The sequence below is a fragment of the Streptomyces sp. NPDC048417 genome (assembly GCF_040651615.1).
Classification (GTDB): domain Bacteria; phylum Actinomycetota; class Actinomycetes; order Streptomycetales; family Streptomycetaceae; genus Streptomyces.
On record NZ_JBEZKI010000006.1, the window covers coordinates 81,474 to 107,560 of the forward strand.

At 73.0% G+C, this 26,087-nt stretch carries 25 protein-coding genes and 1 riboswitch; of the genes, 12 read left to right on the plus strand and 13 right to left on the minus strand.

Annotated features, from left to right (window positions below; all coding sequences use genetic code 11):
• Window positions 1–4: 4 nt before the first annotated feature.
• Both AB0D59_RS11410 and AB0D59_RS11415 read left to right on the plus strand, forming a co-directional pair.
• The gene (locus AB0D59_RS11410) at window positions 5–547 is read left to right on the plus strand and encodes a sigma-70 family RNA polymerase sigma factor (RefSeq protein ID WP_362563715.1); all 543 of its coding nucleotides are present in this window, start codon (window positions 5–7) and stop codon (window positions 545–547) included.
• Complete coding sequence (locus tag AB0D59_RS11415) at window positions 540–1,514, plus strand: CU044_5270 family protein (RefSeq protein WP_362563718.1); 975 nt, start codon at window positions 540–542, stop codon at window positions 1,512–1,514. Before AB0D59_RS11410 ends, AB0D59_RS11415 begins: the two co-directional genes overlap by 8 nt.
• Here the strand turns inward: AB0D59_RS11415 and AB0D59_RS11420 are convergent, their stop codons facing one another.
• From AB0D59_RS11420 to AB0D59_RS11430, 3 genes are all read right to left on the minus strand, one after another.
• Window positions 1,515–2,363 carry a bifunctional 5,10-methylenetetrahydrofolate dehydrogenase/5,10-methenyltetrahydrofolate cyclohydrolase gene (locus AB0D59_RS11420; RefSeq protein ID WP_362563721.1) on the minus strand — a complete coding sequence of 283 codons (849 nt, stop codon included), beginning with the start codon at window positions 2,361–2,363 and terminating at the stop codon, window positions 1,515–1,517.
• Window positions 2,364–2,389: 26 nt separating this feature from the next.
• A riboswitch (ZMP/ZTP riboswitch) is annotated at window positions 2,390–2,472 on the minus strand.
• Window positions 2,473–2,489: 17 nt separating this feature from the next.
• Entirely contained in the window at window positions 2,490–2,657 is a 168-nt protein-coding gene (locus tag AB0D59_RS11425; protein WP_362563723.1) for a hypothetical protein, read from the minus strand.
• On the minus strand, window positions 2,645–3,010 hold the full coding sequence (locus AB0D59_RS11430; protein WP_362563726.1) for a nuclear transport factor 2 family protein: 366 nt from the start codon (window positions 3,008–3,010) through the stop codon (window positions 2,645–2,647). The genes AB0D59_RS11425 and AB0D59_RS11430 overlap by 13 nt, the downstream gene beginning before the upstream one ends.
• Window positions 3,011–3,182: 172 nt before the next feature.
• On the opposite strand from AB0D59_RS11430, the gene AB0D59_RS11435 reads away from it, so the two are divergent.
• Entirely contained in the window at window positions 3,183–3,479 is a 297-nt protein-coding gene (locus AB0D59_RS11435; protein ID WP_362563728.1) for a hypothetical protein, read from the plus strand.
• A gap of 83 nt (window positions 3,480–3,562) precedes the next feature.
• On the opposite strand, the gene AB0D59_RS11440 is transcribed toward AB0D59_RS11435, so the two are convergent.
• The gene (locus tag AB0D59_RS11440) at window positions 3,563–5,341 is read right to left on the minus strand and encodes an ABC transporter ATP-binding protein (RefSeq protein WP_362563731.1); all 1,779 of its coding nucleotides are present in this window, start codon (window positions 5,339–5,341) and stop codon (window positions 3,563–3,565) included.
• A 451-nt stretch (window positions 5,342–5,792) separates the two neighbouring features.
• On the opposite strand from AB0D59_RS11440, the gene AB0D59_RS11445 reads away from it, so the two are divergent.
• Entirely contained in the window at window positions 5,793–6,881 is a 1,089-nt protein-coding gene (locus AB0D59_RS11445) for an S-(hydroxymethyl)mycothiol dehydrogenase (RefSeq protein ID WP_362563733.1), read from the plus strand.
• Entirely contained in the window at window positions 6,881–7,510 is a 630-nt protein-coding gene (locus AB0D59_RS11450) for an MBL fold metallo-hydrolase (RefSeq protein WP_362563736.1), read from the plus strand. Before AB0D59_RS11445 ends, AB0D59_RS11450 begins: the two co-directional genes overlap by 1 nt.
• Before the next feature lie 98 nt (window positions 7,511–7,608).
• Here AB0D59_RS11450 and AB0D59_RS11455 read toward each other — a convergent pair whose 3' ends face one another.
• Complete coding sequence (locus AB0D59_RS11455; protein WP_362563738.1) at window positions 7,609–8,145, minus strand: hypothetical protein; 537 nt, start codon at window positions 8,143–8,145, stop codon at window positions 7,609–7,611.
• A gap of 49 nt (window positions 8,146–8,194) precedes the next feature.
• Between AB0D59_RS11455 and AB0D59_RS11460 the strand changes: the two genes are divergently transcribed.
• The gene (locus AB0D59_RS11460; protein ID WP_362563741.1) at window positions 8,195–9,016 is read left to right on the plus strand and encodes an SDR family NAD(P)-dependent oxidoreductase; all 822 of its coding nucleotides are present in this window, start codon (window positions 8,195–8,197) and stop codon (window positions 9,014–9,016) included.
• Here the strand turns inward: AB0D59_RS11460 and AB0D59_RS11465 are convergent.
• Window positions 9,002–10,396, minus strand: a complete 1,395-nt coding sequence (locus AB0D59_RS11465) for a pyridoxal-dependent decarboxylase (protein ID WP_362563744.1) — start codon at window positions 10,394–10,396, stop codon at window positions 9,002–9,004. The genes AB0D59_RS11460 and AB0D59_RS11465 overlap by 15 nt on opposite strands.
• A gap of 141 nt (window positions 10,397–10,537) precedes the next feature.
• Here AB0D59_RS11465 and AB0D59_RS11470 point away from each other — a divergent pair, with 141 nt between their 5' ends.
• Window positions 10,538–11,233 (plus strand): L,D-transpeptidase family protein, encoded by a 696-nt coding sequence (locus AB0D59_RS11470; protein ID WP_362563747.1) that lies wholly within the window; start codon window positions 10,538–10,540, stop codon window positions 11,231–11,233.
• 28 nt (window positions 11,234–11,261) lie between these two features.
• Here the strand turns inward: AB0D59_RS11470 and AB0D59_RS11475 are convergent, their stop codons facing one another.
• The gene (locus tag AB0D59_RS11475) at window positions 11,262–12,464 is read right to left on the minus strand and encodes a Gfo/Idh/MocA family oxidoreductase (RefSeq protein ID WP_362563750.1); all 1,203 of its coding nucleotides are present in this window, start codon (window positions 12,462–12,464) and stop codon (window positions 11,262–11,264) included.
• A 141-nt stretch (window positions 12,465–12,605) separates the two neighbouring features.
• Between AB0D59_RS11475 and AB0D59_RS11480 the strand changes: the two genes are divergently transcribed.
• Window positions 12,606–13,754, plus strand: coding sequence for an ROK family transcriptional regulator (locus tag AB0D59_RS11480; protein WP_362563753.1), 1,149 nt, complete (start codon window positions 12,606–12,608; stop codon window positions 13,752–13,754).
• A 141-nt stretch (window positions 13,755–13,895) separates the two neighbouring features.
• Entirely contained in the window at window positions 13,896–14,084 is a 189-nt protein-coding gene (locus tag AB0D59_RS11485) for a hypothetical protein (protein WP_362563756.1), read from the plus strand.
• Window positions 14,085–14,186: 102 nt separating this feature from the next.
• Here the strand turns inward: AB0D59_RS11485 and AB0D59_RS11490 are convergent, their stop codons facing one another.
• The gene (locus AB0D59_RS11490) at window positions 14,187–15,560 is read right to left on the minus strand and encodes a S1 family peptidase (RefSeq protein ID WP_362563759.1); all 1,374 of its coding nucleotides are present in this window, start codon (window positions 15,558–15,560) and stop codon (window positions 14,187–14,189) included.
• A 192-nt stretch (window positions 15,561–15,752) separates the two neighbouring features.
• On the opposite strand from AB0D59_RS11490, the gene AB0D59_RS11495 reads away from it, so the two are divergent.
• Both AB0D59_RS11495 and AB0D59_RS11500 read left to right on the plus strand, forming a co-directional pair.
• Window positions 15,753–16,925: an aminotransferase class I/II-fold pyridoxal phosphate-dependent enzyme gene (locus AB0D59_RS11495; RefSeq protein ID WP_362563762.1), complete on the plus strand. Its 1,173-nt coding sequence runs from the start codon at window positions 15,753–15,755 to the stop codon at window positions 16,923–16,925.
• Between the two features lie 38 nt (window positions 16,926–16,963).
• Window positions 16,964–17,359: a PPOX class F420-dependent oxidoreductase gene (locus tag AB0D59_RS11500; RefSeq protein ID WP_362563765.1), complete on the plus strand. Its 396-nt coding sequence runs from the start codon at window positions 16,964–16,966 to the stop codon at window positions 17,357–17,359.
• Window positions 17,360–17,452: 93 nt separating this feature from the next.
• Here AB0D59_RS11500 and AB0D59_RS11505 read toward each other — a convergent pair whose 3' ends face one another.
• From AB0D59_RS11505 to AB0D59_RS11515, 3 genes are all read right to left on the minus strand, one after another.
• Window positions 17,453–20,218: a hypothetical protein gene (locus tag AB0D59_RS11505; RefSeq protein ID WP_362563768.1), complete on the minus strand. Its 2,766-nt coding sequence runs from the start codon at window positions 20,216–20,218 to the stop codon at window positions 17,453–17,455.
• Between the two features lie 181 nt (window positions 20,219–20,399).
• Window positions 20,400–20,834: a hypothetical protein gene (locus AB0D59_RS11510; RefSeq protein WP_362563771.1), complete on the minus strand. Its 435-nt coding sequence runs from the start codon at window positions 20,832–20,834 to the stop codon at window positions 20,400–20,402.
• Window positions 20,835–21,024: 190 nt separating this feature from the next.
• Window positions 21,025–21,768 carry a TetR family transcriptional regulator gene (locus tag AB0D59_RS11515; RefSeq protein WP_362563774.1) on the minus strand — a complete coding sequence of 248 codons (744 nt, stop codon included), beginning with the start codon at window positions 21,766–21,768 and terminating at the stop codon, window positions 21,025–21,027.
• Between the two features lie 175 nt (window positions 21,769–21,943).
• Here AB0D59_RS11515 and AB0D59_RS11520 point away from each other — a divergent pair, with 175 nt between their 5' ends.
• Complete coding sequence (locus tag AB0D59_RS11520; RefSeq protein ID WP_362563776.1) at window positions 21,944–22,711, plus strand: peptidoglycan-binding protein; 768 nt, start codon at window positions 21,944–21,946, stop codon at window positions 22,709–22,711.
• 288 nt (window positions 22,712–22,999) lie between these two features.
• Here the strand turns inward: AB0D59_RS11520 and AB0D59_RS11525 are convergent, their stop codons facing one another.
• Both AB0D59_RS11525 and AB0D59_RS11530 read right to left on the minus strand, forming a co-directional pair.
• On the minus strand, window positions 23,000–25,378 hold the full coding sequence (locus tag AB0D59_RS11525) for a SpoIIE family protein phosphatase (RefSeq protein WP_362563779.1): 2,379 nt from the start codon (window positions 25,376–25,378) through the stop codon (window positions 23,000–23,002).
• 89 nt (window positions 25,379–25,467) lie between these two features.
• Complete coding sequence (locus AB0D59_RS11530) at window positions 25,468–25,851, minus strand: hypothetical protein (protein WP_362563782.1); 384 nt, start codon at window positions 25,849–25,851, stop codon at window positions 25,468–25,470.
• Between the last annotated feature and the right edge of the window lie 236 nt (window positions 25,852–26,087).

Consider the following 26,087-nt stretch of genomic DNA (forward strand, 5'->3'; position numbering starts at 1 on the left):
GAACATGAGCAACGACGAGATCTTCGCCGCTGCCTATCGCGAGCACTACTGGGCGGTCAGCCGTTATGTCGCGCGGCGACTGGACGGGCGGACCAGCGAGGTGGAGGAAGTGGTGGCGGAGGTGTTCACGGTGGCCTGGCGCCGCCGCGCCGACCTGCCGGCGGTCCCGCTGCCCTGGCTGTACGGCGTGGCGCGCAACTGCCTCGCCAACGCGGTACGCGGATACGGGCGCCGGCGCCGGCTGGTGGACCGGCTGGGCAACGACGAGACCGCGCACGGACGGCAGACCGTGGCCGGCCCGGACAGCGAGCGGCCCGGCTCCTGGGTGCACGAGGCACTGGGCCGGCTCTCCCCGGCCGACCAGGAGGTACTGCGGCTGACCGCGTGGGAGGAACTCGGCGTCGACGAGGTCGCGGTCGCCCTGGGCTGCGGCAGCCGGGCGGCGGCGATGCGGCTGCACCGCGCCCGCCGTCGGCTAAGAGCCGAGATAGACCGACTGCGCCCCCCTGCCGCCGAGGCTCTTCCCGAGGGACACCGCCATGGCTGACGAACTCGAACTGCTGCGCGCCGCCGACCCCGTGCCCGCCGCCGGCCCGCACTTCGGCGACGGCCCGCTGGACCACATCGCCGAACGCCACCTCTCCCGGTTGCTGCACGGCGCCCCCCACCCCGGGCGCCGGACCCGGCCGCGGCTGCTGTGGTCGCTCGCCGCGGCCCTCGTCGTCGCCACCGCCCTGACCCTGCTGCTCGGCGGTTCCGCGGGCACTCCCGCGGTCGCCGCACCCCGGCCGCTGGCCGTCCGCGTCCACTCCACCCCCGTACCGCTCGCCGAGGTCGCGAAACTGGCCGCCGTGGCGGCCCAGGACGGGTCCCCGGCGCTGCGCCAGGGCACCCACGTGCAGTCCTGGAGCCTCGGCATGAGCGACGGCAGGCCGCCGGTCACGCTGCCCGAGGAGAGGGTGGTGCGCTGGGCGGCCGACGGCAGCCACACCGAGCTGGTCGTGGCGACCGATCCGGCCCACCCCGGCCGCCCGGTCCTCACCGACGACGGCGACCGGCCGCGGCTGGTCGAGGACGGCCATGTGCTCAGCCGGCGCACCTTCCCGCCGATGTGGGGCGACGCCCCGCCGCTCGCCACACCCCCGCACGACCCGGCGAAACTGCGCACCTACCTGACCGAGCTGATCTACGGCCACACCCTCACGACATCGGAGCTCCTGGAGGCCACCGACGAGTTGCTCGACAACTGGACGCTCGGCGCGCGGGAGTCGGCGGCCCTGGCCGAACTCCTCGCCGACGCCAAGGGGCTGCGCCCGCTCGGCCAGGTCACCGACCGGCTCGGCCGCACCGGGCAGGCGTACGTCCACGACGAGGCCTCGGGCGCCCGGCGGATGCTGATCCTGGACCCGGCCACCGGTGCCGTACTCGGCCTGGAGACCACGTTCACCCGGGACGATCCCGAGTACGGCGTGCGGGCCGGTGACGTCATGGACTACAGCGCCTGGATGCGCTGATCACACCCCGAACTGCCGGGCGGCGGCGGTGACGGTCTGCTCCAGCAGCACGGCGATGGTCATCGGGCCGACCCCGCCCGGCACCGGCGTGATCAGCGAGGCCCGTTCGATCGCGGTGTCGAAATCGACGTCACCGACGTTCCCCTCGTTGTAGCCCGCGTCGAGCACGACCGCCCCCGGCTTGATGTCCTGGCCCCGGATCAGCCGGGGACGGCCGACGGCGGCGACCACGATGTCGGCCTCGCGAACGGCGGCCGAGAGGTCGGCGGTGCGAGAGTGGCAGTAGGTGACGGTGGCGTCGCGGGCGAGCAGCAGCATGCCGACCGGCTTGCCCAGGATCGCGCTGCGGCCGACGACCACCGCCCGCTTCCCGGCCGGGTCCACGTCGTACGCGTCGAGCAGGCGCAGGATGCCGCCGGGCGTGCAGGAGACGAAGCCCGGCAGGCCGAAGCTCATCGTCGCGAACGACGCGAAGGTCACGCCGTCCACGTCCTTCTCCGGCGCGATCGCCTCGAACGCGGCCCGCTCGTCGATGTGTTCGCCGACCGGGTGCTGCAACAGGATGCCGTGCACCGCCGGGTCGGCCGACAACTCCCGCAGGGTGCCGACGAGTTCCTCGGTGGTCGTGGTGGCGGGCAGCGCCACGTGCCGGGAGGCGATACCGGCCTTGCGGCTGCGGTTCTGCTTCATCCGGACGTAGGTGACGGAGGCCGGGTCCTCGCCGACCAGCACGGTCGCCAGGCACGGCGTGGTGCCGGTGCGTGCGGTGAACTCGGCGGCCCGCTGTGCGGTCTGCTCGACGATCCGGCGGGCGACGGCGGTTCCGTCCATGAGACGGGCAGGGGTCATGCGGCACACTCCTGAGCTGGTTCGACCTTGATCGCCCAGGCGCACGGCATCGACAGTGCGGGCCGCTCCCCGGTGGTGCTCCACCTCAGCGCCAGTCACGGCCCGCGCCCAGCGTAACCGAGACACTCAGCGTTTCCCACGGCGGTGCGCCGCCCGCAGGGCCGTCCGCAGCAGCATGACGGACGTACGCGGACGCGTGCGGCGGCGCTGCCCGAGCCCGGCCCCTGCCGAGAAGGTCCAGGTCAGCCGGGCGCTGACCTGGACCCTCGCGGTCCTTCCGGCTACTCGTCCCATGCCTGGATCATGATCTGTTCGGTGATCTTTCCGTCGCGCAGCGTGATCATCGACTCGGCGAGCACCCGGGCGCCGTCCGCGTACTCGCAGGACTCGCTGTAGGCGGCCCGGTCGCCCTGCACGATGCACTGGTCCAGCTTGTGCGTCATGTCCCGGCTGTAGACGTCGTCCAGCATCGCGGCTATGTCCCTGCGGCCGTGCAGGACCTTGGGATGGCTGGGCTGGGCGGTGCGGTCGACGATACGGATCTCCGCGTCGTCCGCGTAGAGCGCCAGCAGGGTGTTCCCTGTGTTTCCCTCCACGGCCCGGCGCAGTGTCTCGGTGTCGAACGTGGAGCCTGTCGCGGTGCCCATGGTGACCTCCTGCGGGAGCCCGCGACCCGATGCGGAGCGGGCCGCCAGAGCCCCACCTTCGAGCCTCCTCCGACCCGCCGGGCTCGGCAAGCGCAGGCCGGGCGCTCCGCCTGACGGGTGAGGGGGACCGGCTGCCCGTGTCCGGCCGGACGCCCGGGCCGTTGCTGGAGACATGATCTCAACACGACGTATCGTCGCCGCCGTCGGCCTCGCGGTCGGGGTCACCGGCCTCGCCGCGCCGCTGGCGAACGCGGCCGACGCGGGCGCGCAGCACCCCGGGAAGCTCAGCCCGCTCGGCGTGCTCGACTCGCTGGCCCGCAGTGACATCCCGGCGGAGTACAAGGACGAGATCCCCACGGTCTCGGAGCAGGTCCAGGGATTGAACGGACTCCACAAGCTGGGCGAACTGCACCAGATCACCGATCTGGCCGCGCCCGCCATGGGGCTGGTGCCGGGCATCGAGTACTGACCCCCGGCCGTTCTCCGAGGGCCGTCCCGGAAAGGGGCGGCCCTCCGCCGTATCCGGTGGCTCGGCGGCCAGGTGCCGGGTGCTCAGTGTTCGGCGGCCAGGAACTGCGTCGCCGCCAGCTCCGCGTACAGCGGATCCGCCGCCACCAGCTCCCGGTGCGTGCCCACCGCGCGGACCTGGCCCGCGTCCATCACCACGATCCGGTCGGCCATCGTCACCGTCGACAAGCGGTGCGCGACCACCAGCACCGTCGTCGACCGCGCCACATCGGCGACCGTGTCCCTGAGAGCCGCCTCGTTCACCGCGTCCAGCTGCGAGGTCGCCTCGTCCAGGAGCAACAGCCGGGGCCGGCGCAGCAACGCCCGCGCGATCGCGACCCGTTGCCGCTCCCCGCCGGACAGCTTGGTCCCGCGGTGCCCGACCAGCGTCTGCAGGCCCTGCGGCAGCCGCGCCACCAGACCGTCCAGCCGGGTCGTCTTGAGCACCCGCGTCACCGTGTCCTCGTCCGCCTCCGGATTGCCGAGGAGCAGGTTGTCCCTGAGCGACCCCGACAGCACGGGCGCGTCCTGCTCGACGTATCCGATGGCCGAGCGCAGCAGGGGCAGTTCCCAGTCGGTGAGCGGGCGGCCGTCGAGGGTGATCGTGCCGGACTCCGGGTCGTAGAACCGCTCGATCAGCGAGAAGACGGTGGTCTTGCCCGCGCCGGACGGACCGACGAACGCCGTCATGCCCCGGGCGGGTATCGCGAAGCTCACTCCGTGGTGGACGTACGGCAGGTCGTCGGCGTAGCGGAAGCGGACGTCGGTGAAGGTGACGGTGGCCGGTTCGGCGCCGGCGGACGGCAACTCGGCGGGCGCGGAAGGGGGTTCGGCGGGCAGCCGGAGCGCCTCCTGGATCCGGGCGAGCGCGCCGGCACCGGTCTGGTACTGCGTGATCGCGCCGACGACCTGCTGGATCGGCGACATCAGATAGAAGACGTACAGGAGGAAGGCGACCAGGGTGCCGACGCCGATCGCGCCCGTCGCCACCCTTGCTCCGCCCACCGCGAGGACCGTGATGAACGCCAGCTGCATCGCGAGCCCCGCCGTGTTGCCCGCCGCGGCCGACCATTTGGCGGCCCGCACGCTCTGCCGCCAGGACTCCTCGGCGGCCTCGTGCAGCGCCCGCTCCTCGCGGTGCTCGGCGCCCGACGCCTTCACGGTGCGCAGCGCGCCCAGCACCCGCTCCAGCGAGGCCCCCATCACCCCGACCGCGTCCTGCGCCCGCCGGCTCGCCCGGTTGATGCGCGGCACGATCGCGCCCAGCACCATGCCGGTCGCGGCGATCACCGCGAGCGTGACGCCCAGGAGCACTGGGTCGACCACGCCCATCATCACCACGGTGGCGACCAGGGTGAGCCCGCCGGTGCCGAGCGCGACCAGGGAGTCGGTGGTGACCTCGCGCAGCAGGGTGGTGTCCGAGGTGATCCGCGCCATCAGGTCACCGGGTTCGGTCCGGTCCACGGCGGTGATCCGCAGCCGCAGCAGGTACGACGACAGGGTGCGCCGTGCCCCGAGCACCACCGACTCGGCGGTGCGCCGCAGCACATACGAACCCAGGGCGCCGACCACGGTGTTGGTGACCACCAGACCCGCCATCGCGAGCAGCTTCCCGGTGATGGAACGGTCGTGGGACAGGTCGTCGATCAACCCCCGTGCCACCAGCGGCAGCAGCAGCCCGGTCCCCCCGGTCAGCAGCGAGAGCACCGCACCGGTCAACAGGGCCCAGCGGTGCGGCCGTACATAGGAGAGGAGCAGCCGGAACGCAGACGGACCGGTCCGGTCTCCCGTCCGTCGCGGCGGAACTGCGTCTGCGGTGGTCACGGTGCTCCTCGTCCGGGCGGTGGGCGGCGCACCAAGGCTACGTCGGGCGACCCCGGCCCCGGGCCCGGTCACCCACGGGCGGAACCGATCTTCGCCAGGGCCGCGGCCAGGTCCGCCGGGCCGGCCGCCGGCAGCGGCCGGCCCGGGTGCGCCGCCCGAGCCCCGGCCCGGCGAGGACCGGCACACCGGCGGTGCAGCGGACCAGGCCTTCCCGGCCCACCACCCGCGGGGCGCGCCCGGCGGGGCGGACGGCGGGGCCACCGGGCAGCTGAAGGGCCGGCCGCGTCGGCCATACGCCGGCACTCTGTCCTCGATCCCGGTCGCATCACCCCCGGGGGGTATCCGCATCGGAAAGATCCGCAACGATCGACGTGCTCCGTGCCGTTACCGATCGGTCACGCGTAGGGTCGGAAGACAGGCACGTCAGCAGAGCGACGAAAGGGTCAGGTCCATGGCGCAGGAAGTACGCGGCGTGATCGCACCGGGCAAGGACGAGCCGGTGCGGGTCGAGACGATCGTGGTGCCGGACCCCGGGCCCGGCGAAGCCGTCGTACAGGTACAGGCCTGCGGGGTCTGTCACACCGACCTGCACTACAAACAGGGTGGAATCAACGACGAGTTCCCGTTCCTGCTCGGTCACGAGGCCGCCGGAGTGGTGGAGTCGGTCGGCGAGGGTGTCACGGAGGTGGCGCCCGGGGACTTCGTGATCCTCAACTGGCGTGCCGTGTGCGGGAACTGCCGGGCCTGTCTGCGCGGCCGCCCCTGGTACTGCTTCAACACCCACAACGCCGAGCAGAAGATGACCCTCGCCTCGACCGGACAGGAGCTGTCCCCGGCGCTGGGTATCGGCGCCTTCGCGGAGAAGACGCTGGTCGCCGCCGGACAGTGCACCAAGGTCGACCCGGCCGTCTCCCCGGCCGTCGCCGGACTGCTCGGCTGCGGGGTGATGGCCGGCATCGGCGCCGCGATCAACACGGGCAACGTCGGCCGGGGTGACTCGGTCGCCGTGATCGGCTGCGGCGGGGTCGGCGACGCGGCGATCGCCGGGGCCCGGCTGGCGGGCGCCGCGAAGATCATCGCCGTCGACATCGACGACCGGAAGCTGGAGACGGCACGTACTCTCGGCGCCACCCACACGGTCAACTCGCGCGGAGGCGACCCCGTCGAGGCGATCCGCGAGCTGACCGGCGGCTTCGGCGCCGACGTCGTCATCGAGGCGGTCGGCCGCCCGGAGACCTACCGGCAGGCCTTCTACGCCCGCGACCTCGCCGGCACGGTGGTGCTCGTCGGCGTACCGACCCCCGAGATGAAACTCGAACTGCCGCTCCTCGACGTCTTCGGCCGCGGTGGGGCGCTCAAGTCCAGCTGGTACGGCGACTGCCTGCCCTCCCGGGACTTCCCCGTGCTGATCGACCTGCACCTCCAGGGCCGGCTGCCGCTGGACGCCTTCGTCACCGAGACCATCCAGCTCGACGAGGTGGAGAAGGCCTTCGACCGGATGCACCAGGGCGACGTGCTGCGTTCGGTGGTGCTGCTCTGATGACCACGCGCATCGAACGCCTCGTCACCTCCGGACAGTTCACCCTCGACGGCGGCACCTGGGACGTCGAGAACAACGTATGGATCATCGGCGACGAGCGCGAAGTGATCGTCATCGACGCCGCCCACGATGCCGAGGCCATCGCCGAGGCGGTCGACGACCGCGTACTGAAGGCGATCGTGTGCACCCACGCCCACAACGACCACATCGACGCCGCCCCCGCCCTCGCGGACCTGACCGGCGCCAAGATCTGGCTGCACCCCGACGACCTGCCGCTGTGGAAGCTCACCCACCCCGACCGCGACCCCGACAACCATCTGACCGACGGGCTCGTCATCGAGGCGGCCGGCGCCGACCTGACCGTGCTGCACACACCCGGCCACGCGCCCGGCGCCGTCTGCCTCCACGAGCCCGGCCTGGCCGTCGTCTTCACCGGTGACACCCTCTTCCAGGGTGGCCCCGGCGCCACCGGACGGTCGTACTCCCACTTCCCGACGATCATCGACTCCGTCCGGGACAGGCTGCTCACCCTCCCGCCGGAGACGAAGGTCCTGACCGGACACGGCGAGTCGACCACCATCGGCGCCGAGGCCCCCCATCTGGAGGAGTGGATCACCCGAGGGCACTGACCCGTCCGGGCGGACGGCAGCCGCCAGGAAAAGACCACAGGGGATGTCAGGCTTCCGCGGAAATCCCGCCACCGGCCACCGCGGAACCGGCACGCCCCTCACCCGTCGGACACCGCCCGCGTCGGCCAGAGCGCCGGGTGCCCCGGAGGCAGCGCGAGATCCTCGCGTACGGCGGTGTAGTAGCGCTCGCGGCAGGCCCGCTGCCGAGCCAGCAGGTCCTGCCAGGCGTCCGGGTCGACCGTCCCCGCGCGCATGAACCGCTCCATGGCCATCACCGTGGTCACCCACTCCCGTGCCCGCTCGACCACCTCCCGGCTGCCCAGCATGATCAGCGCCTCCCCGGCCGGGTCGCGGCCGTCGGTGGCCGCCGCCAGCTGCGACTCGGCCTCGGCCGGCGAGATCGGGTGCGGATGCGGGTCGTTGCCGAGATGGGCGGCGACGCGGTAGGCGAGGTTCACCGATTTCTTCAGCGCCCGCGCGTAGTCGGTGTACACCGCCAGCCGCCGCTCCTCCCAGCGCGCCTCCTGCTCCCGCCGGAACCGCGCCCGATCACCCCGCACCACGGCGAGATACGAGCCGAGCGCGCCGATCACGACGCCTATGAGAGCGGGGAGTTGCTGCAAGAACGCGGACATGGCCGCACGCTATCTGTCCTGTTGATCCTTCCGCCCGTACGGTCGTGCCATGACCGGACTCAATCGCTTTGCGGGACACGGGGTTCTCGTCACGGGCGCGGCCCGCGGCATCGGCGCGGCCGTCGCCCGGCGGCTGGCCGAGGAGGGCGCACGGGTGCTGGCGACCGACCGGGACCTGTCCGAGGCCGAGCGGACGGCGGCCGCGCTGCGCGAACAGGGGCTGGCCGTCGAGGCGTTCGGCTGCGACGTGGCCGACGGGGACTCCGTGGCGGCCGCCGTCGACCGTGCCGTCGGCTCCTTCGGCGGACTCGACGTGCTGGTGAACTGCGCGGCGCACTGCACCCCGGACGTCCCGCTCTTCGAGGACCAGCCGGACGACGGCTGGGACCTCGACCTGGACATCACCCTCACCGGCGTGCACCGCTGCTGCCGGGCCGCCCTGCCGCACCTGGCGGACTCCGGCCGGGGCGCCGTCGTCAGCATCGGCTCCGTCAACGCCGGGGCAGACTTCGGCAACCACGCCTACAGCGCGGCCAAGGCCGGCCTCGGCTCGCTGACCCGCACCCTGGCCGGGCACGCGGCCGCGCGCGGGGTCCGGGTGAACCTGGTGGAGCCGGGCACGGTCCGCACCTCGGCGTGGGCGGGACGCGAGGACGAACTCGACGCCCTCCGGCCGCTCTACCCCCTCGGCCGGGTCGGGGAGCCGGAGGACGTCGCCGCGGCCGTCGCCTTCCTCGCCTCCCGTGACGCCGCCTGGATCACCGGCACCACCCTGCGCGTCGACGGCGGCCTCACCGCCGTCCACAGCGGCTTCCACGCGGCACTGCGGCCGCACCGGGAGGCCCGGCATGCGCCGTCACAGGGCCGTTGACGCAGTCGCGACCGCGGCCAGCACCCGCCGGGTGTCGTCCTCGGTGGTCCGCCAGTTGCTGAACGCGGCCCGCAGCGCGGGCACCCCGCCGTACACCGTCGGGGTGAGGAACGTCTCCCCGGACGCGGAGAGGGCCCGGGCCAGGGCGTCCACCCGCTCCTGCGTCGGGTTCTCGGCGAGGGTGAAACAGACCACGTTGAGCCGGACCGGGGCCAGCAGGCACAGGCCCGGGAGGGCGTCGATGCCCGAGCCGAGGCGCCGGGCCTCGGCGACGTTGCGCTCGACGATCTCGCGGTACCCGGCACGGCCGTACGCCGTCAGGGAGAACCAGGCCGGCAGCGCCCGCAGCCGGCGGGAGGTCTCCGGGGTGAGGTGCAGGAAGTCCGGTTCGCCGGTGGGCGGGCCCAGATAGGGGGACTCGTTGTGGAAGACGGCCACCTGGAGGTCACGGCGGCGGGTGAACTGCACGGCCGCGTCGTAGGGGACGTTCAGCCACTTGTGCAGGTCCACGCAGACCGAGTCGGCCGCGTCGAGACCGGCGACCAGCGGGGCGTGGGCGGGGGAGAGGGCGGCGAACGCGCCGAACGCGGCGTCGACGTGCAGCCAGAAGTCGTACCGGTCCTTCAGCGCGGCGATCGCCCGCAGGTCGTCGAAGTCGACGGTGTTCACCGTGCCGGCGTTGGCGACGACGATCGCCGGCCGCCCGTCCAGCGCGGCCAGCGCCGCGTCGAGCGCGGTCACGTCCACCGCCTCCCGGTTGCCGGGCAGCAGCGGCACCGGCCGCAGCCGGTCCCGCCCGATGCCGAGCACCGACAGCGCCTTGCCGACGCTGGAGTGCGGGCTGCCGGAGAGCACGTCGACCGGGCCGAGGGCGGCCGAACCCGCCCGGGAGACGTCCACCCCCAGCCGCTCCCCGAGCCACTCCCGGGCGATCGCCAGACCGACCGTGTTGGACATCGTCGCCCCGGTCACGAACGCCCCGCTGTGCGCCTCGCCGAGCCCGAACAGCTCGGCCAGCCAGGCCACCGTCTCGCGCTCCATGGCGGTACCCCAGGAACCCACGGCCCCGGCCGCGTTCTGGTCGTAGGCCGAGGTCAGCCAGTCGCCGGTGAGGGAGGCGGGCGTCACACCGCCGGTGACGAAACCGAGGTAGCGTGGCCCGGCCGAGGCGGACAGACCCGGCGCCCACCGCTCGGTGAACCGGGCCAGCGCGCCCTCCCCGCCCTCCCCCCGCTCGGGCAGCGCCGCCCGCGCGGGTACGGGGCCGAGCGCGGCCACCGGCCGCTCGTCCAGCCCGGCCAGCGCCCGCGCGGCCACGTCACGGGCCGACCGCAGGAGTTCGGGGAACCGGGCGAGATCGTCGGCAAGCATGCGGTGCATGGACGGCAGCCTAGGCCGCCCGCGCCCCCGACGCCGAAGTTAACCGTTTCGTCACAGCCTGGCCGGTGCTACAACCAATGCCCTCGATCGGCCGGTCTAAGGCGACGAGATCGCAGGACACAGGAAGGAGACAGACTTCACATGGGGGACATACGCAGACGAGGTGCCGTCGTACTCGGCGTCACCGGGCTCGTGGCACCGCTCACGCTCGCCCTCACCTCCGCCCCGGCACAGGCCGCCGGCTGCACCACGCAGGCGGGGCCGTACCAGAAGCAGGTGGAGAAGTTCCTGGGCCGGCCGGTGGACGGCAAGCAGTCCGCCGCCGACTGCAAGGCGATCAAGGCCTTCCAGGACAAGCACGGCATCACGCCCGACATCGGCTACGCCGGTCCCGTCACCTGGGGCGTGATGGACCTGATGAACAAGCAGAAGGCCGTCGGCGACAAGCCGAACAAGGACGGCAAGTGCCCCACCAACAAGGGGCGCATCGCCTGCGTGAACCTCACGCTCCAGCTGAGCTGGGTCCAGGACGGCAACAAGCTGGTCTACGGCCCGGTGCCGGTCCGGACCGGCCGCAACGGGTACGAGACCCGGACCGGTCTGAAGAAGATCTACTGGCGTGACATCGACCACGTCTCGTCCGTCTACAACGTGCCGATGCCCTACAGCCAGTTCTTCGACGGCGGCCAGGCCTTCCACTCGGTGGGTCTCAGCATGTGGAACCCGCCGGGCTCGCACGGCTGCGTCAACATGACCACGAAGGACGCCAAGAAGTACTGGTCCCTGCTGAAGAACGGCGACGACGTCTACGTGTACGGCCGCAAGCCGGGCACCTGACGGCACCCGGCCGCGGCCGGCGTCCCACTCAGCTCTGCGGGGCGTCCCCGAAGTCCGGGATCTCCAGCCTGGCCCCGCCCTGCCGCGCCGACTCGTGCGCGATGATGCCCGGCAGGGTGTAGCGGGCGGCGACCCATGCGTTGACCGTCGGCAGGCCGCGCGTGTTGACGGCCGTCACGAAGTCGTCGACCAGGAAGTGGTGGCTGCCCTCGTGCCCGTTGTGCAGCGTGTCGAACTCCCGCGGCAGCCGCTCCCGGTCGTGCACCGGCGCCGACCCGGAGGTGAAGGCGGCCCGCAGCTCCGGCGCGATGTGCTGGAGCGAGGGGTCGTCGGGCGACATGGTGGGCTTGGGCTCGAGGAACTCGCTGATGTCCTTCACGCCCTTCTTGTCCTGCCACAGCGCCACCGTCGCCAGCTGTTCCATGCTGGCCTCGGTCCCGAAGAACCGGAAGCGCGATTCGCGGATGTGCGAGGGATAGCCCACCCGCCGGAACTCGTTCGTACGGAACGACCCGCCGCCCGCGACCTCGAACAGCGCGGTGGCGTTGGACACGTCGTTGCCGAACTGACTGACGTCCTTGTCGAAGACGCCGTCGCCGCGGTCGTCCACCACCCCGATCGCCGACACGCTCACCGCGTGCGTCTGCCAGGCGCCGAGCACCCCGCCCACCGCGTGGGTCGGGTAGAGCAGCGGGGGATAGCTGGCGGTCGCCTTCCAGTTCTCGCCGCCGCTGTAGCGGTACGCGTCGTAGAAGCCCAGGTCCATGTCGTGGACGTAGTCGCCCTCGGCGTAGAACAGCCGCCCGAAGGCGCCCTCGGCGATCTGGTTGCGGGCGTGCACGGTCGCCGGGTTGTACTGGCTGGTCTCGCCCATCATGTACGTCAGGCCGGTCGCCTTGACCGCGTCGATGATCGCCGCGATCTCCTCGGTGGTGATCGCCATGGGGACCGCCGAGTACACGTGCTTGCCGGCGTTCAGGCCCGCCAGGACCAGCGGGCCGTGCGTCCAGCGCTGGGTGAAGATCGCCACCGCGTCGACGTCCGCCGACTCCAGCATCGCCTCGTACGACGGGAAGGTCCCCGCCAGCTTCTGGGCGGCGGCGAGCCGCTCCGCCCGCTCGGGCAGCAGATCGGTGACGTACACGTCGCCGACGCCGGGATGGGCCTGGAACAGCGTGGCGAACTGGCCGGAGAACTGGCCGGCGCCGACGATGCCGAGTGAGAAAGTCATGGTGGTTACTTTTGCTTCGGAAGAATCTCGCCGTCAAGGGGCGGAAGGAAGTAGGAGGGACGTCAGGAGGGCGCTTCTGCGGCGCACCCGGCGCACGATAGGGTGGCCGGGTTACTTTAGTTCCGGAAGAAAAGGGATGCCGTGTCCGACTGGCGGCCGCTGAGCCCCGCGGAGCGCTCCGTGGCGATCGAGGTGCTCGTCCACGGCCCGCTGTCGCGCACCGAGCTGGCCCGTCGGCTGAAACTCTCCCAGGGCAGCCTCACCCGCCTCAGCAAGCCGCTCATCGAGGCCGGGCTGCTCGTCGAGGCCCCCTGGGCGGGCGCCCCCGCCGAGGCGCGCCAGGGCCGCCCCTCGCAGCCGCTGGACGTGGTCGCCGAGTCCCGCTTCTTCCTCGGCTTCAAGGTCACCGACGAGACCGTCTACGGCGTGGTCACCACCCTGCGCAGCGACATCGTCGCCCGCCTCGACCGGCCGCTCACCAGCCACGACCCCGAGGAGGTCGCCGATCTGCTGGCCCGGATGGCCGCGGAGCTGACCGCCCGGCACCCCGCCGTCGCGGGCATCGGCATCGGCGTCGGCGGGTTCGTGCGCGAGCACGCGGTGGTCGGCGAGTCGCCGTACCTGCGCTGGCGTGACGTCCCGCTGGCCGAGCTGGTGCGGCGGCGCACCGGGCTGCCGGTCGTGGTGGAGAACGACGTGGCCGCCCTGGTCGAGGCCGAGACCTGGTTCGGCGCCGGCCGGGGACTCGACCGGTTCGTGGTCCTGACCATCGGCGCCGGTATCGGCTACGGGCTGGTGCTCGGCGGCCGGCGGGTGCCGTACGCCGAGGAGGACCGGGGCTTCGGCCGGCACTGGATCATCGACCCGCAGGGCCCGCTGACCCCGCAGGGCGAGCGCGGCAGCGCCGTGTCGCTGCTCACCATCCCCAGCATCCGCTACCAGATCCGGGCCGCCACCGGCCACGACGCGTCCTACGAGGAGATCCTCGCCCGCGCCGCGAAGGGCGAGCCGATGGCCGCGCGGGTGATCGGCGAGGCAGGCCGGGCGCTGGGCACCCTGCTCGCGCACATCGCCAACTTCGCCATGCCGCAGAAGATCCTGCTCGCCGGGGAAGGGGTCGGCCTGATGGAGGTGGCCGGGGACACGGTGCGGGACACCGTCACCGCCCACCGGCATCCGCTCGCGGCGCCGATCGGCCTGGAGACCAAGGTCTCCGACTTCCACGACTGGGCGCGCGGGGCGGCCGTGCTGGCGATCCAGGTGCTGGTGCTCGGCGGGGACGGGCGTTGAACTGCCGTTTCCGCCCGGACGTCCGCCGCCGAGCCGTGGCGAACTCCCGCTTCTCCCCGACTCATTGACGTGATGATGAACACGGTCCGATATGTCCTTATCGGCCGTACTTACTCACGGCGCCTTCACGTCGACCGGCATATGCTTCACACCATGTCCACCAGTGTTGAAGCCGTCACCGAGCGATCGGCCGACGAGGTCAACGAGGAGATCCGGGCCCTGTGGCTCCGGTCGGGCGGGACACTGAGCACCGAGCAGCGCGAGGAATACCAGCGGCTCGTCCTCGAATGGGCGGCCGCCTCCCCGCACCAGCCGGACCAGGCGGCCTGACCGCCCGTCCCGGGCACCCGTCGGGACGGGCGCCCTTCTCGTAGATCCGTGGGCCCTTCCGTAGCACCGCGGGTCCTTCCGTAGCCCCCCGGGTCCCCGCCGTCAGCCCCAAGTAGCCGAGTAGTAGCGCTGGTACGCCTTGCGGTCCTGCTCCGCCCGGAAGTAGCGGGTCGCGACCAGGGCGACCAGGCTGCCGCCGATCACCAGCAGACCCGGGCCGACATTGCGGGTGTCCGTGAGCCGGGCGACCAGGCTGGTGTCGTCCGAGGTGCCGACCGGCGCCGCCGAGCCCGGTGAGGCCGCGCTCGGCGCGATCGCACTGTGGGTGGCGGCCGCCGACGGCGCCGGCGAGGCACCCTGACCCCCGGCCGCGTTCTGCGTCGACCCGATCAACTGCACGTTCAGCGCCGCCATCGCCCGGGTCACCGGCTGGAAGAACGTCACCCCGCCCGCGGTGCAGTCACCGCTGCCGCCCGAGGTCACGCCCAGCGCGATGCCCTCCGAGAACAACGGACCGCCGCTGTCGCCCGGTTCGGCGCACACGTTCGTCTGGATGAGCCCGGTGACCGTGCCCTCCGGATAGTTGACGGTGGCGTTGAGGGCGGTCACCGTGCCGTCGTGCAGCCCGCTGGTGGAGCCGCTGCGGAACACCTTCTGGCCGACCGTCGGATCGGCCGACCCCGTGATCCGCACGCCCTGGCCGTTGCCGATGGCGACCACGTCGGCGTTGTCACCGGCCTTCCCGCCGGCGTACTGGATCAGCGAGAAGTCGTTGCCCGGGAACTGCGTGTTGATCGTGGTGCCCAGCTGCTGGTTGCCCTGGCTGTCGTCGAACCAGATGGTGTTGGCGGGACCGCAGTGACCGGCGGTGAGAATGAAGTCGGTCTGCCCGTTGGTGACGTTGAACCCCGCCGAACAGCGGCCGCCCGTCGACAGGATCGGCTGCGCACCGCCCAGCCGGGTGGTGAACGTGCCCTGAGAGCGCTGCATCTGCACGAAACTGCCGATGCCCGCGGCGACCCGGCTCAGGTCCGACCAGTCGGAGGCGGAGACCGTGCTGTCGGCCTCCACCATCACCCGGTTGGTCCGGTAGTCCACCGCCCACGCGGTGCCGGCCACCCGCGGCGCCCCGCGGAGCGTGGCGGTGGCCGCCTTCAGCTCGTTCATGCTGTGCGACACCATCTTGGGCTCGGCACCCGCCTGCTTCACCATCGCCGCGGCCTGCTCATCGGTGACCGCGACCACCGGCTTGCCGTCGGCGCCGATCCAACTGCCCGCCGTACGGGCCGTACCGAGCTTGGCCACCAGTGCGGCGCCGGTGCCACCGGCCTGAGTCGCGGAGCTGAACGGAACGGCGGACGTACCGGGAGTCTCGCTCGCCATGGCCGTGGTGACCATCGCGCCTCCCAGAAGGAGTCCGCCGACCGCCGCCAGCTGTGTCCCTCGCCGGACGACCCGTCGTCGTGCGTGCCTCATCCATGGCTCCCGAAACCCCGAACGCGCGGTGCGGAACACCGCGGGGCCCTCCGGTCGTCGAGCGCCCTGCTCTTCATACGGGGCCGGGCGCGGGGGCGTTCACCACGACGGTGATCTTTGCGATCCCATGGCGGCACGACATGGCCGTCCGAGCGCGTTTCCGGGCACCCGGGGGCCGCCTATCTTGACCCCATGGCCAGCATCCAGCAGGAGAACCCGGACGAACCGAACCCGCTGCGCGCTCTCACCCTCGACCGACTGCGACGCCGGACCAGCATGAAATGGCGCACCTATCCGCAGGACGTGCTCCCGCTGTGGGTGGCGGAGATGGACGTGCCGCTCGCCGGGCCGGTCGTCCGTGCGGTCACGGACGCGATGGAACTCGGGGACACCGGCTACCCGGCGGGCACCGGCTACGCCGAGGCGCTCGCGGCGTTCGCCGCCAAACGCTGGGGCTGGCACGGGCTGGACGTGGCCCGCACCGCGATCGTCCCCGACGTGATGCTCGGCGTGGTCGAAATGCTGAGACTGGTCACCGGGCCCGGCGATCCGGTGGTCGTCAACTCGCCGGTGTATCCGCCGTTCTACCAGTTCATCGAGCACATGGACCGACGGGTGGTGGAGGCGCCGCTCGGTGCCGACGGGCGTATCGACCCCGACGTCCTGGAGGAGGCGTTCCGCGGGCTCGGCGGCGGGCGGGCCGCCCACCTGCTGTGCAGCCCGCACAACCCGACCGGCACCGTCCACACCGCCGGGGAACTCACCGCCGTGACGGAACTCGCCGAGCGGTACGGCGTCCGGGTCGTCGCCGACGAGATCCACGCCCCGCTCACCGCCCCCGGCGTCGACTTCGTCCCGTATCTGAGTGTGCCGGGCGCCGAGCGCGGCCTGTCCCTGATGTCGGCCTCGAAGGCCTGGAACCTGGCGGGTCTCAAGGCCGCGCTCGCCGTCGCCGGAGCCGGGGCCGCCGCCGACCTCGCCCGGATGCCGGAGGAGGTGAGCCACGGCCCCAGTCATGTCGGCGTCATCGCGCACACGGCCGCCTTCACCGACGGCACCGCCTGGCTGGACGCCCTGCTGGCCGGCCTCGACGAGAACCGGCGCCTGCTCGCCGGCCTCCTCGACCGCCACCTGCCCGCGATCCGGTACCGGCCCGCCGAGGCCACCTACCTCGCCTGGCTCGACTGCCGCGCCCTCGGACTCGGCGACGACCCGGCCGAGGCCTTCCTGGCCCGCGGCCGGGTCGCCGTCAACTCCGGGATCCCCTTCGGCACGGGCGGCGCCGGGCACGTACGGCTCAACCTGGCCACCTCGCCGGAGGTGCTCGCGGAGGCGGTACGGCGGATGGCGACGGCCCTGGTCTGAGGCGCGGCGCGGCGGGCGGCGACCCCTACACTTCCCGCATGGACGACACCACCGGCACCGACATCGACCGGCTCGGCGCCGGCAAGTACCTGCTCGTCACCAGCTACCGCAAGGACGGCAGCCCTGTCCCCACCCCGGTCTGGGTGGTGAGGGACGGAGACACGCTCGGCGTCTGGACGGCCGCCGACACCTGGAAGGTCAAGCGGATCCGCCGCCGCGCCGATGTCCGGGTCGCCCCCTGCGACCTGCGCGGCCGCCCGACCGGCGACCCGGTCCCGGCCACCGCAGAGATCGCCGACGAGGCCACCACCGCCCGCTACCGCGACCTCATCGCCCGCAAGTACGGCATCACCGGCCGCCTCACCCTGCTCGGCAGCAGGCTGCGGCGCGGCCGCGAGGGCAGCGTCGGCATCCGGGTGACCCTCGCGCCCTGAGGAGGCCGTATCTCCCCAGGGCGCGAGGAGCGAGAGACGCGTCCGGCAGCGTGAGGAGCGAGCGCTACGAGGCGTCCGGCGGCGTGCGGGGCGCTACGAGGCGTCCAGCACCGTGCCGTTCAGCGTCAGACCACCCGGCACCGGCTCGCCGTCGTCGCCGGTCTGCCGGAAGCTGACCGACTCGGCCGGCTCACCGACGCGGTCCGCGACGGTGGGCACGGCCACGTCGAGGCTGGTCTGCCCGGCCGGGATGTCCAGCCACAGATAGAGGCCTTCCACCGTGGACAGCGGCCGCTCCGGGTCCGGTTCGGCGCCGGAGGCGTCGGCCAGCCAGTGCGGGTCGACGTCCTTGGTGGACAGCTCCGGAGCGCCGCCGTCGGGCCGGACCGGGACGAACAGCGAACCGATGTCCGTGTCCGCGGCCTCCGACAGCGAGATCCGCCACTTCAGCGCCGAGCCCTCCGTCACCCGGTCCGCGAGCGGGGTCACGGTGACCGTGGGCGCCGGGTCGTCGTCGTGCACGGTCAGCCCGCCCCGGTAGGAGCCGACGACCGCCCCGTGGACGGCCTTGACCAGTACGTCGTACGGCAGGTCGGCGCCGTAGCGGGTGTTGCCCCGCACCTCGACCGGCACGTCGACCGCGTGGCCGCCGGGCCGCACGGTGACCAGGCGGTCCTTCGCGGTACCGGTCGCCGGGTCCACGACGTACATCCGGACCTGGCCGCTGCCCCGTCCGGACACCCGCACCGGAACGTGGTAGGTACGTACGCCCGAGTCGCCCTCGTCGACCGTGAGACGGCCGACGTCGACGCGCGGCAGCGCCGCCGCCCGGACCGCCGGGGTGCCCGGCCGCCAGCCCCAGGCGTCCATCAGCCAGGCCTTGCCGGAAGCCGAACGCCCGGTCAGTGCGAGGGACTTGACCGAGCGCAGGTCGACCCCGGCCCGGCGGGCGGCGGTCAGCGGTACGCGCAGTTCGCGCGCCCAGTAGGACGCGGTGCGCTCGCTGCCGGGGAGCCCGTCGACCCGGACCCGGCCCAGCGTCGCCGTACGTCCGTGGGTGTCGGTGACGGCCACGTCGAGTCGGGTGCCCTTGGTGTTCGGGGGCACGAAGACCCGGAGCGCGAGTGCGTCGGCGCCCCGGAGGGAGACCGGCCGTGCCACCTTGACGCGGGTCGCCGCTCCCGCGGACGTCCAGCGCAACGCGACGGCGTTCCGCCCTGTCTCCCGTGCCGTCTCCCACCGCGCGAAGTGCGGCGAGCCGCCCTCGGTACCCTCGCCCAGGCAGGCCACCGCCGGGTCGGGATCGGCCGCGGCGCACAGCCGGCCACCGGTCACGGTCACCTTGCCGTCCGGCAGGAACCCGGCGCCACGGTTCGCGCCGACCGCGTGGCTGAGCACGCGCGCCGGATCCGCCGAGGGCGCCCGCCGCCCCGAACCGTCCAGCAGCGGCCGCACCTTGTCGTCCCCCGCGACGAACAGCCGGGCCGCCGCGGCGATGTACGTCGAGCCCGCCCGGTGCTGCTGGTCGGCGGTCAGCCGGGTCGCGGTCCCCTTGGAGCAGACCGGGTCCCGCTGGTCCGGGTCGTCGTAGAAGTCGTCCTCCGCCGGGGCCTGGGCCCGTCCCGGCGTCCACTCGGTGTTGAAGAAGTTGTGGTTGGCGCCGATCACATAGACCGCGCTGTGCAGGGCCTGGCCGGCGCCTACCGCGCGGGTGCCGTCGACGTACACCTCGCCCTGGAGGTCGGAGACATCGCCGTCACAGCCGGGCAGGACGGTCAGCGACGGCACGTCCGGCACCGGGTTCTGTCCGAAGACGGTGGGGCCGATCAGCACGGTGCCGTTGATGTGCCAGCGGACCCTGCCGTGGTAGCCGTCCTGGTCGGCCGACGGCGGGTAGAGGCTGTCCAGCGCGGCCCGGTTCACGCCCTCGCCGCCCCGCGAGTGGCCGATCAGCAGCACCCGCGACAGGTCGGCGCGCGGTGCCTCGCGGACGATTCGGGGTGCCTGCCGCGGGTTGTGCACCCAGTCGGCCCAGTGCGCCAGGTGCAGCCGGATCAGCGAGGAACGGGCCTGGGCGCCGCCGTCCTCGGCCTGCCAGTCCTGGCCGTTGATCCCGTTCGCCGAGATCGACACGGTCACATAGCCCTGCGACGCCAGCAGTCGCTGGTCGCGGAGGTAGCCCCGGTGACTCGGTATCGGGAGCGTCCCGGCCGGACAGGGCCAGGCGCCGGAGGCCTCCCCGTCGTCGCCGTGCGGGGCATAACAGGTGGCGTGGCGGCCGTGCAGGAACAGCGCGAGCGGGCGCGGGCCGGAGATCCCGGTGGGCGCGACCACCACGGCGCTCATCTCGACCGGGACGGAGAACCCGGGCAGGCGCACCGACTTGAGGTGGTACTCGCCGGTGGTCGTGCGGTAGCGGCCGGCCTTGCCCGGGTCCACCGGGCCTGCGGGCAGCGGGGCCGGCGGCCGGGCGGACGACGCGGGCGCCCTGGTGGCCGCGGACCGGCTGTCCAACCGCCGCCCGCCCGACCAGACCTGAAGGTCTGTCAGATCACCGGTGCGGGCTCCGTCGAGGCCGAGCCCGAAGGTGTGCCCGTCCCGCTCCGGCTTCGGCACCCCCAACAGCCGTCCCTCGGAACGGAATTCCACCCGCGCGTCGCCGATCGGCACCTGTCTGCCGGACCGCCACACCAGTTGGGGCGCCGAGCGCCCGTCGTCGATGCGCCAGCCCGGCGGCAGCTTCCCGCCGGACTCGGCGGCCGCCGGGGCCGGCCGGGCGTGCGCGGCGGTGCCGGACACACCTCCCACGAGCGCGAGCACCGCGGCCGCGGTGACCCATATGTGCCGGGTACGGACCAATGTCCCCTCCTCGGAAGGCGAGTACGGGCGCCCCGGACGTTCCGAGGAGCCCCTCGCCCCCCGGAGGACGGGGAGCAAACTCTGTGGGTTGCCTGTGCGGGAAGAGGGATTGGTTACGTACGGGAGGGACGGCACCCGGCGAAGGTGCCGCCGCGCTACTCGACGCCGGGGGGTCGGTCCGTCAGCTCCAGGCCCGGTACGGCTCGTCGAGCAGTTGGAAGACCGGCTCGCCCCGCACCGGGTCCTTGGCCGTGGAGAGCCTGACCCGGTCGCCGCTGTGGATGCCGATCGGCGGACCCATGACCCGGCCCCGTACGACGAATCCCTCGGCCATCTCGATCAGGGACACGTTGCGCGCGGCGGGCGTGTTGCGGTGCACCACCGTGGAATGGCGGACCGTGCCGGTGCCCTCGCTGCGCTCCGTGCGCAGTTCGCTGCCCTGGCAGACCGGACACAGCAGCCGGTGGTACGTGGCGGTACCGCACCAGGTGCAGCGCTGGAAGACGATGGCGTCCTTGTGGTGGTCCGCTTGGCGGTGGTCCGCGGGCACGGGGTCGAGAACGCTCGTCGCGAATCCGACCGCCGACTGCGCGGCGCCCGCTGAGTGGTGGTACACGCTGGTCAACTCCCTGCGCTCGCCCGGAAACCCGAATCCCGCGTGCCCGGACCCGGCCGCGCACGCATGTGCCCGGTTCGCCGTGCCACCGTGCACGCCGTCAGCGTATGGCACTGAGTGTCAGCCGTAAAGGCACTGGGTACCCCTAAATTGCGAGGATCCTGCGGAGGGTCACCGGATTCCAGGCCCGTCAGGCGCGGCCGAACGCGGTCTCGATCTCCTGAACCACCCGCCACAGCGGGGCGTCCCGCCGGGAGACCAGGACGACCACGTCGTCCGGGTGTTCCACCGGCCCGCCGAACAGCGCGGCCGACGCCCCGTCCGGCGCGGGCCCGGCGTCCTCGGTGCCGAACGCGCCCTGTACGTACCCGAGGGCGTGGTCGACCGTCGCCGCCGCGTCGCCCTCGCCGTCCGAACGCAGCCAGGAACGCAGGGCGTTGTTGTGCGCCGCGACCACGGCCGCCGCGATCACGTCCGCCCGCAGCGTCCCGTCCGGGCGGCCGGCGTACCGGCCGCGCAGATACTCGGCCAGCGCGCGCTCATAGCGCCACACCACCGACAGCTCGTACGCGCGCAGCCCCGGGACCTTCTTGGTGAGCCGGTAGCGCTGCACCGAGAACGTGGGGTTCTCCGCGTACATCCGCAGCACCAGCCGCGCCGCGTCGCACACCCGCCGCACCGGCTCGCACGCGGGCTCGCTCGCCGCCAGGAAGGCGGTCATGTCGGCGAGGCAGCCCTCGTGGTCGGGGAAGACCACGTCCTCCTTGGACGGGAAGTAACGGAAGAACGAGCGCCGCCCGACCCCGGCCAGGGCAACGATGTCGTCGACGGTCGTCTGCTCGTAGCCGCGCTCCAGGAAGAGCCGGAAGGCCGCCGCGACCAGGGCGTCCCGCATGGGCGGCTTCGTGGACGGCGCCGTGCTGCTGGAGCTCATGGACGCGAACGTAGCATTCCGCCGCGCTTATGGCACTCAGTGCACAACGGGTGGGGAACTGAGTGCACTCCCCTTCCGCTGCTCCGGCTCGGGCTGAACCGGAGGACCGGTCCTGCCGTATGTGTTCTCGGGGATCGCGGACACCCGTGCGCACGGGACGTAGAAGGAGAGCAGTGTGTCGACACCGCCCGACCCTGAGCAGCCGCACCGAGGACCGGTCCTGGAACCGGTCCGGGTCCTGCGCCCCCGCCGACTCGACGCTCTCGCGGAGTTGATGCGCGAGATCCGGGAGGAGGCGGAGGCCGACGAGAAGGCGAGAGAGGCCGGGAAACAGACCGGCAGGCAGACGGGGAAACAGGCCGGGAAACGGCCGGGTCCGGCGGACTTCGAGGCCGTCGACGGGCACCGCCGGCCCGGTGCCGGCACGGAGGACGAGACCCAGGAGCTGCCGCCGGTCGTCGACGGCCCGCGTGGCCACGGTCACGGCCATGGCGCCCGTTCGTCGCGCGCCTTCGGCTTCGGCCCGGGACTGCGCAGGGCCGCGGCCGTGGTGGCCGTCGGCGCGGCCGCCCTGGTCGGCTTCGGCTGCGCCCTGCTGCTGCCCGGCCGCGAGGGCACCGCCGCGGCCGCCCAGCCCTCCCCGTCCGCCACCACGGCGGCGGCCACCACGCCACCGGCCTCGGACACCTCCACCGACCCCGACGGCGCCGGCACCCTTCGCGAGGGCGACACCGGCCCCGAGGTCGTCGACCTGGAGCAGCGCCTCCTGCGCATCCCGGACGTCTACCGTGACGGCTCCACCGGCGGAACGTACGACACCGCCCTCACCGCGGCGGTGGAGCGCTTCCAGATCTGGTACGGCATCAGCGGCGACGAGCGCGGCGTCTACGGCGACGACACCCGGCGCGCCCTGGAGGCGCGCACCACCACGACGGACGGCTGAGCGGGGACGAACGGCCCGGTGGCCGGTCCCCTCGGCCGGTCCGGCGAGCGCCTTCGAACGCCGGGCAATGGAGCAGGAAAACGGCGGGACTGTGCGAGGAACGGGCGTCACCATGGGCAGCCACCCGGCAGCCCCGTGCCGCCGTGTTCCCACCGTACGACCCCGAAGGCCATGCCGATGAACGGCTCCCGCATCCCGGGCCTGCTGCTGCCCGCCGTGTTCCTGCTGGCCCTGGTGGTGGGCCTGTTCTGGTACTGGCGGCACCGCGACGACGACTGAGCGCTGGGGCTACTCCGTGTCCGTCACCGGCACCCGGATGTCCAGCACGCACACGTCGTCCCGTCGTTCGCCCTCCAGCATGGCGGCGAGCAGCGCGTCCAGGGTCCCGGGCTCGGCGGTACGGACGGCCTCGGCCAGGCGGGCCAGGCCCATGTCGATGTCCTCGCCGGGCCGCTCCACCAGGCCGTCGGTGTACAGCAGCAACCGGTCGCCGGGCTCCAGCCGGAACTCGGCGGACTCGTAGACCGGGTCCGCCGAGGCGCCGAGCAGCATGCCGTCGGGGCGGTCGAGCCGCCGGACCTCGCCCGCGCGCACCAGCAGCGGCGGCAGGTGACCCGCCTGGGCCCAGACGAGACGGCGTTCGGCGGGCAGGTACCGGGCGAGCACGAGGGTCGCGGTGGACTGGCTGTCACGCGAGTGCAGAAGCAGGAAGTTCAGCCGGGCGAGCGCGCCGGTCAGCGAGGAGCCGGTGGTCACCATGCCCTTGGCGGTGAACCGGAGCTGGGCCATCGTCGCGACGGCGTCGACCCCGTGGCCCGCCACGTCGCCGACGACGAACAGCGCCGAGTCGTCGGGAAGTTCGATGGCGCTGAACCAGTCGCCGCCGACGTGCACCTCCACCTGCGCGGGCAGATAGGCGACCTCGACGCGCAGCCCGCACAGCCGCACCGGCCCGCTGGGCAGCGGGAGCAGCGCGTGCTGGAGCCGGGTGGCCAGCGCGCGCTCGGCCTCCAGGATGCCGCGCTGCATCAGGATCGCCCGCTCGCTGTCCACCAGGGCGAGTTCGGCGCTGCGCTGCGCGGTGAGGTCCTGGACGAAGCCGTGCACCTCGACGACCATGCCGTCCGCGGCGGTCACCCCCTCCGCGACTGCCCGCAGATGCCGCACCGTGTTCCCGGTCCTGATCCGGAACGGGACGTCGAACGACCCGCCGGTGCGGGCGAGTTCGGAGACCGCGCGGGCCAGCGCGTGGGCGTCCTCGGGCAGCACCAGGTCCGGCAGCAGGTCCAGCGCGACCGCACCGCGGCCCGGGTCGCGGCCCAGGATGGTGTACACCTGGGACGACCAGGTGACCTGACGGGTGATCAGGTTCCAGTTCGCCCAGCCGAGGTTGCCCAGCCGCTGCATGTCCGCCAGCCGCTGTTCCTGCCGCTCCTGCAGGTCGTGCCGCAGCCAGGTCACCAGCAGCCCGTCGCCGAGCCGGGTGGCCCGCACCGAGTAGGCGGCACGCACGGTCGCCCCCGCGACGACCTCCTCGTGGACGTACGGCTCACCCTCGTACGGCTCTCCGTCGAGCGCCTTGAGGTACCCCTGCCACAGCGACTCCCCGGCGACGGAGGGATAGCTCTCCAGGATGTGGGAGCCGACCAGCTCGCGGCCGGTGCGGCCGAGGATGTCGACGGCGTTCGGGCTGGCCGCCTCGATGCGGTAGTCCTCCACCTCCCCGATGGCGGTGCGCAGCGGGGTCAGCAGGACCGCCGCTCCCGGCAGCGCGTCCAGCACCGTCTGCACTGTTCGCGAGAAGCCCGAGGGCGGCGGTTCGGCCGGGGCGCCGAGGGCGGTCAGCCGGCCCGCGCACAGCCGGGCGACGGCCCGCAGCAGCTCGCGTTCGGCCGGCCCGAAGACCGCGTCCTGCCCGCGCAGCACACCGAGGGCCACACCGGTCGTCTCCCCGGTGGCGTCCCCGGTCGCGACCGGCAGCCAGGCCCGGGACAGCCAGCGCCCGGGCGGCTCGTCGATGAGCCGGTAATCCTGCCGGTCCCGGGCGAAGTCCTCCAGCCAGCGGGGCTCACCGGTCTTGAGGGTCTCCAGCGGGGCGAACCCGCTCAGCGGCGGTACCCGGTGCCACTGGGCGGCGAGCGTCGCGTCGACACCGGCGTACCCGATGAGTTCGAGCCCGTGGCCGGGCCGGCGCCGGTACATCAGCACCGCGTCGGCGCCGACCCCGGGGGCCAGGTGGTCGAGCAGCGCACCGGCCAGCTCCTGCGCGGAACCGACGTGCACCAGGGCCGTGCCGAGGCGGCCGAGCGTCTCGGCGGTGCCGGGCGGGGCGGGTGACGTGCGGGGTTCCGCCGGGGCGGGCAGTTCGGTGACGGGATCGACGGCCGGGGGCACGGTGGGCATCAGGGCGCCGAGGGTGAGCCAGCACTCCTCCAGGAGCGTGCGGCTGCCGGCCCGGGCCTGCCGCACGAGCGCCTCCTGCGCGGCGTCGGGGGAGCAGCCCGTGGTGGCCATCAGGGCGCCTTTGGCCCGCTCCACCACGGCGGAGGCGGCCACCTGGTCCCGCAGCCGGTCCAGCTCGGCGCGCTGCCGGGACACCACCTTGGCCAGAGCCGCCGGCTCGGCGACGGCGCCGGTGCCGACAGGCGGCGCTTGCTCGCTCGTCACGGATCGAGCATGGCACAGGAAGGCGTCTTCGATCACACCCGTACCGGATCAGTGAAGGATCTGGGCATCCTCGGGCCGGAACCGGCCGGTCAGCGGCCGGTACTGTGCCCCACGAGCGCCTCGGTGACGGCGCGGACGCTGCGCGCGATGTGCTGGAGTTGCAGCACCTCCGCCGCGTACAGCTTGATCGTGTGCTCGATGACCGACTCCGGCAGCCCCAGCAGGGGCAGTTCGGCCCGCGCGGTCTGCAGCGCCGTGCGGGCCACCCGGATCTCGTGCTGGACCTGGATCTGCGCGTGCCGGGCGAGCAGCACGGGGTGCCGGATCAGCGCCGGGTAGCTGGCGTAGCGGGCCGGCACCAGCTCGCGCAGCCACTTGGTGGCGGAGCGCTCCCAGTCGTAACTGCCCGGCGTCTTGACCTGGCAGGGCCAGTCGGGACTGATGCGGGTGGTCGTCGTCACGGTCATGATCATCGCTTCCGGGGTGCGGCTCGGGAAGGGTGGTCGATGGTTGTCTGGGCGGCTCCGGCCTAGGGGATGGCCGGAGCCGCCGCGGGCGAATCGCGCAGGCGATGCCCGTTCGAACACCCCGGGCGCCGACGCGGGTAGGAGACGGCGGCTGGGGGCGTCCGTGCAGGGGCCCCGGGTGTCGGCCGCCGGCGCTGCGGGTGGTGCTGCGTGCGCATGGGCGGTCCGTCGGCTTTCTCGGG

Excerpts from the sequence above, each read along its gene's own strand:
- AB0D59_RS11410 (WP_362563715.1), top strand. The coding sequence starts at position 5 with ATGAGCAACGACGAGATCTTCGCCGCTGCCTATCGCGAGCACTACTGG.
- AB0D59_RS11415 (WP_362563718.1), top strand. The coding sequence starts at position 540 with ATGGCTGACGAACTCGAACTGCTGCGCGCCGCCGACCCCGTGCCCGCC.
- AB0D59_RS11420 (WP_362563721.1), bottom strand. The coding sequence starts at position 2,363 with ATGACCCCTGCCCGTCTCATGGACGGAACCGCCGTCGCCCGCCGGATC.
- AB0D59_RS11425 (WP_362563723.1), bottom strand. The coding sequence starts at position 2,657 with ATGGGACGAGTAGCCGGAAGGACCGCGAGGGTCCAGGTCAGCGCCCGG.
- AB0D59_RS11430 (WP_362563726.1), bottom strand. The coding sequence starts at position 3,010 with ATGGGCACCGCGACAGGCTCCACGTTCGACACCGAGACACTGCGCCGG.
- AB0D59_RS11435 (WP_362563728.1), top strand. The coding sequence starts at position 3,183 with ATGATCTCAACACGACGTATCGTCGCCGCCGTCGGCCTCGCGGTCGGG.
- AB0D59_RS11445 (WP_362563733.1), top strand. The coding sequence starts at position 5,793 with ATGGCGCAGGAAGTACGCGGCGTGATCGCACCGGGCAAGGACGAGCCG.
- AB0D59_RS11450 (WP_362563736.1), top strand. The coding sequence starts at position 6,881 with ATGACCACGCGCATCGAACGCCTCGTCACCTCCGGACAGTTCACCCTC.
- AB0D59_RS11455 (WP_362563738.1), bottom strand. The coding sequence starts at position 8,145 with ATGTCCGCGTTCTTGCAGCAACTCCCCGCTCTCATAGGCGTCGTGATC.
- AB0D59_RS11460 (WP_362563741.1), top strand. The coding sequence starts at position 8,195 with ATGACCGGACTCAATCGCTTTGCGGGACACGGGGTTCTCGTCACGGGC.
- AB0D59_RS11465 (WP_362563744.1), bottom strand. The coding sequence starts at position 10,396 with ATGCACCGCATGCTTGCCGACGATCTCGCCCGGTTCCCCGAACTCCTG.
- AB0D59_RS11470 (WP_362563747.1), top strand. The coding sequence starts at position 10,538 with ATGGGGGACATACGCAGACGAGGTGCCGTCGTACTCGGCGTCACCGGG.
- AB0D59_RS11475 (WP_362563750.1), bottom strand. The coding sequence starts at position 12,464 with ATGACTTTCTCACTCGGCATCGTCGGCGCCGGCCAGTTCTCCGGCCAG.
- AB0D59_RS11485 (WP_362563756.1), top strand. The coding sequence starts at position 13,896 with ATGCTTCACACCATGTCCACCAGTGTTGAAGCCGTCACCGAGCGATCG.
- AB0D59_RS11490 (WP_362563759.1), bottom strand. The coding sequence starts at position 15,560 with ATGAGGCACGCACGACGACGGGTCGTCCGGCGAGGGACACAGCTGGCG.
- AB0D59_RS11495 (WP_362563762.1), top strand. The coding sequence starts at position 15,753 with ATGGCCAGCATCCAGCAGGAGAACCCGGACGAACCGAACCCGCTGCGC.
- AB0D59_RS11500 (WP_362563765.1), top strand. The coding sequence starts at position 16,964 with ATGGACGACACCACCGGCACCGACATCGACCGGCTCGGCGCCGGCAAG.
- AB0D59_RS11515 (WP_362563774.1), bottom strand. The coding sequence starts at position 21,768 with ATGAGCTCCAGCAGCACGGCGCCGTCCACGAAGCCGCCCATGCGGGAC.
- AB0D59_RS11530 (WP_362563782.1), bottom strand. The coding sequence starts at position 25,851 with ATGATCATGACCGTGACGACGACCACCCGCATCAGTCCCGACTGGCCC.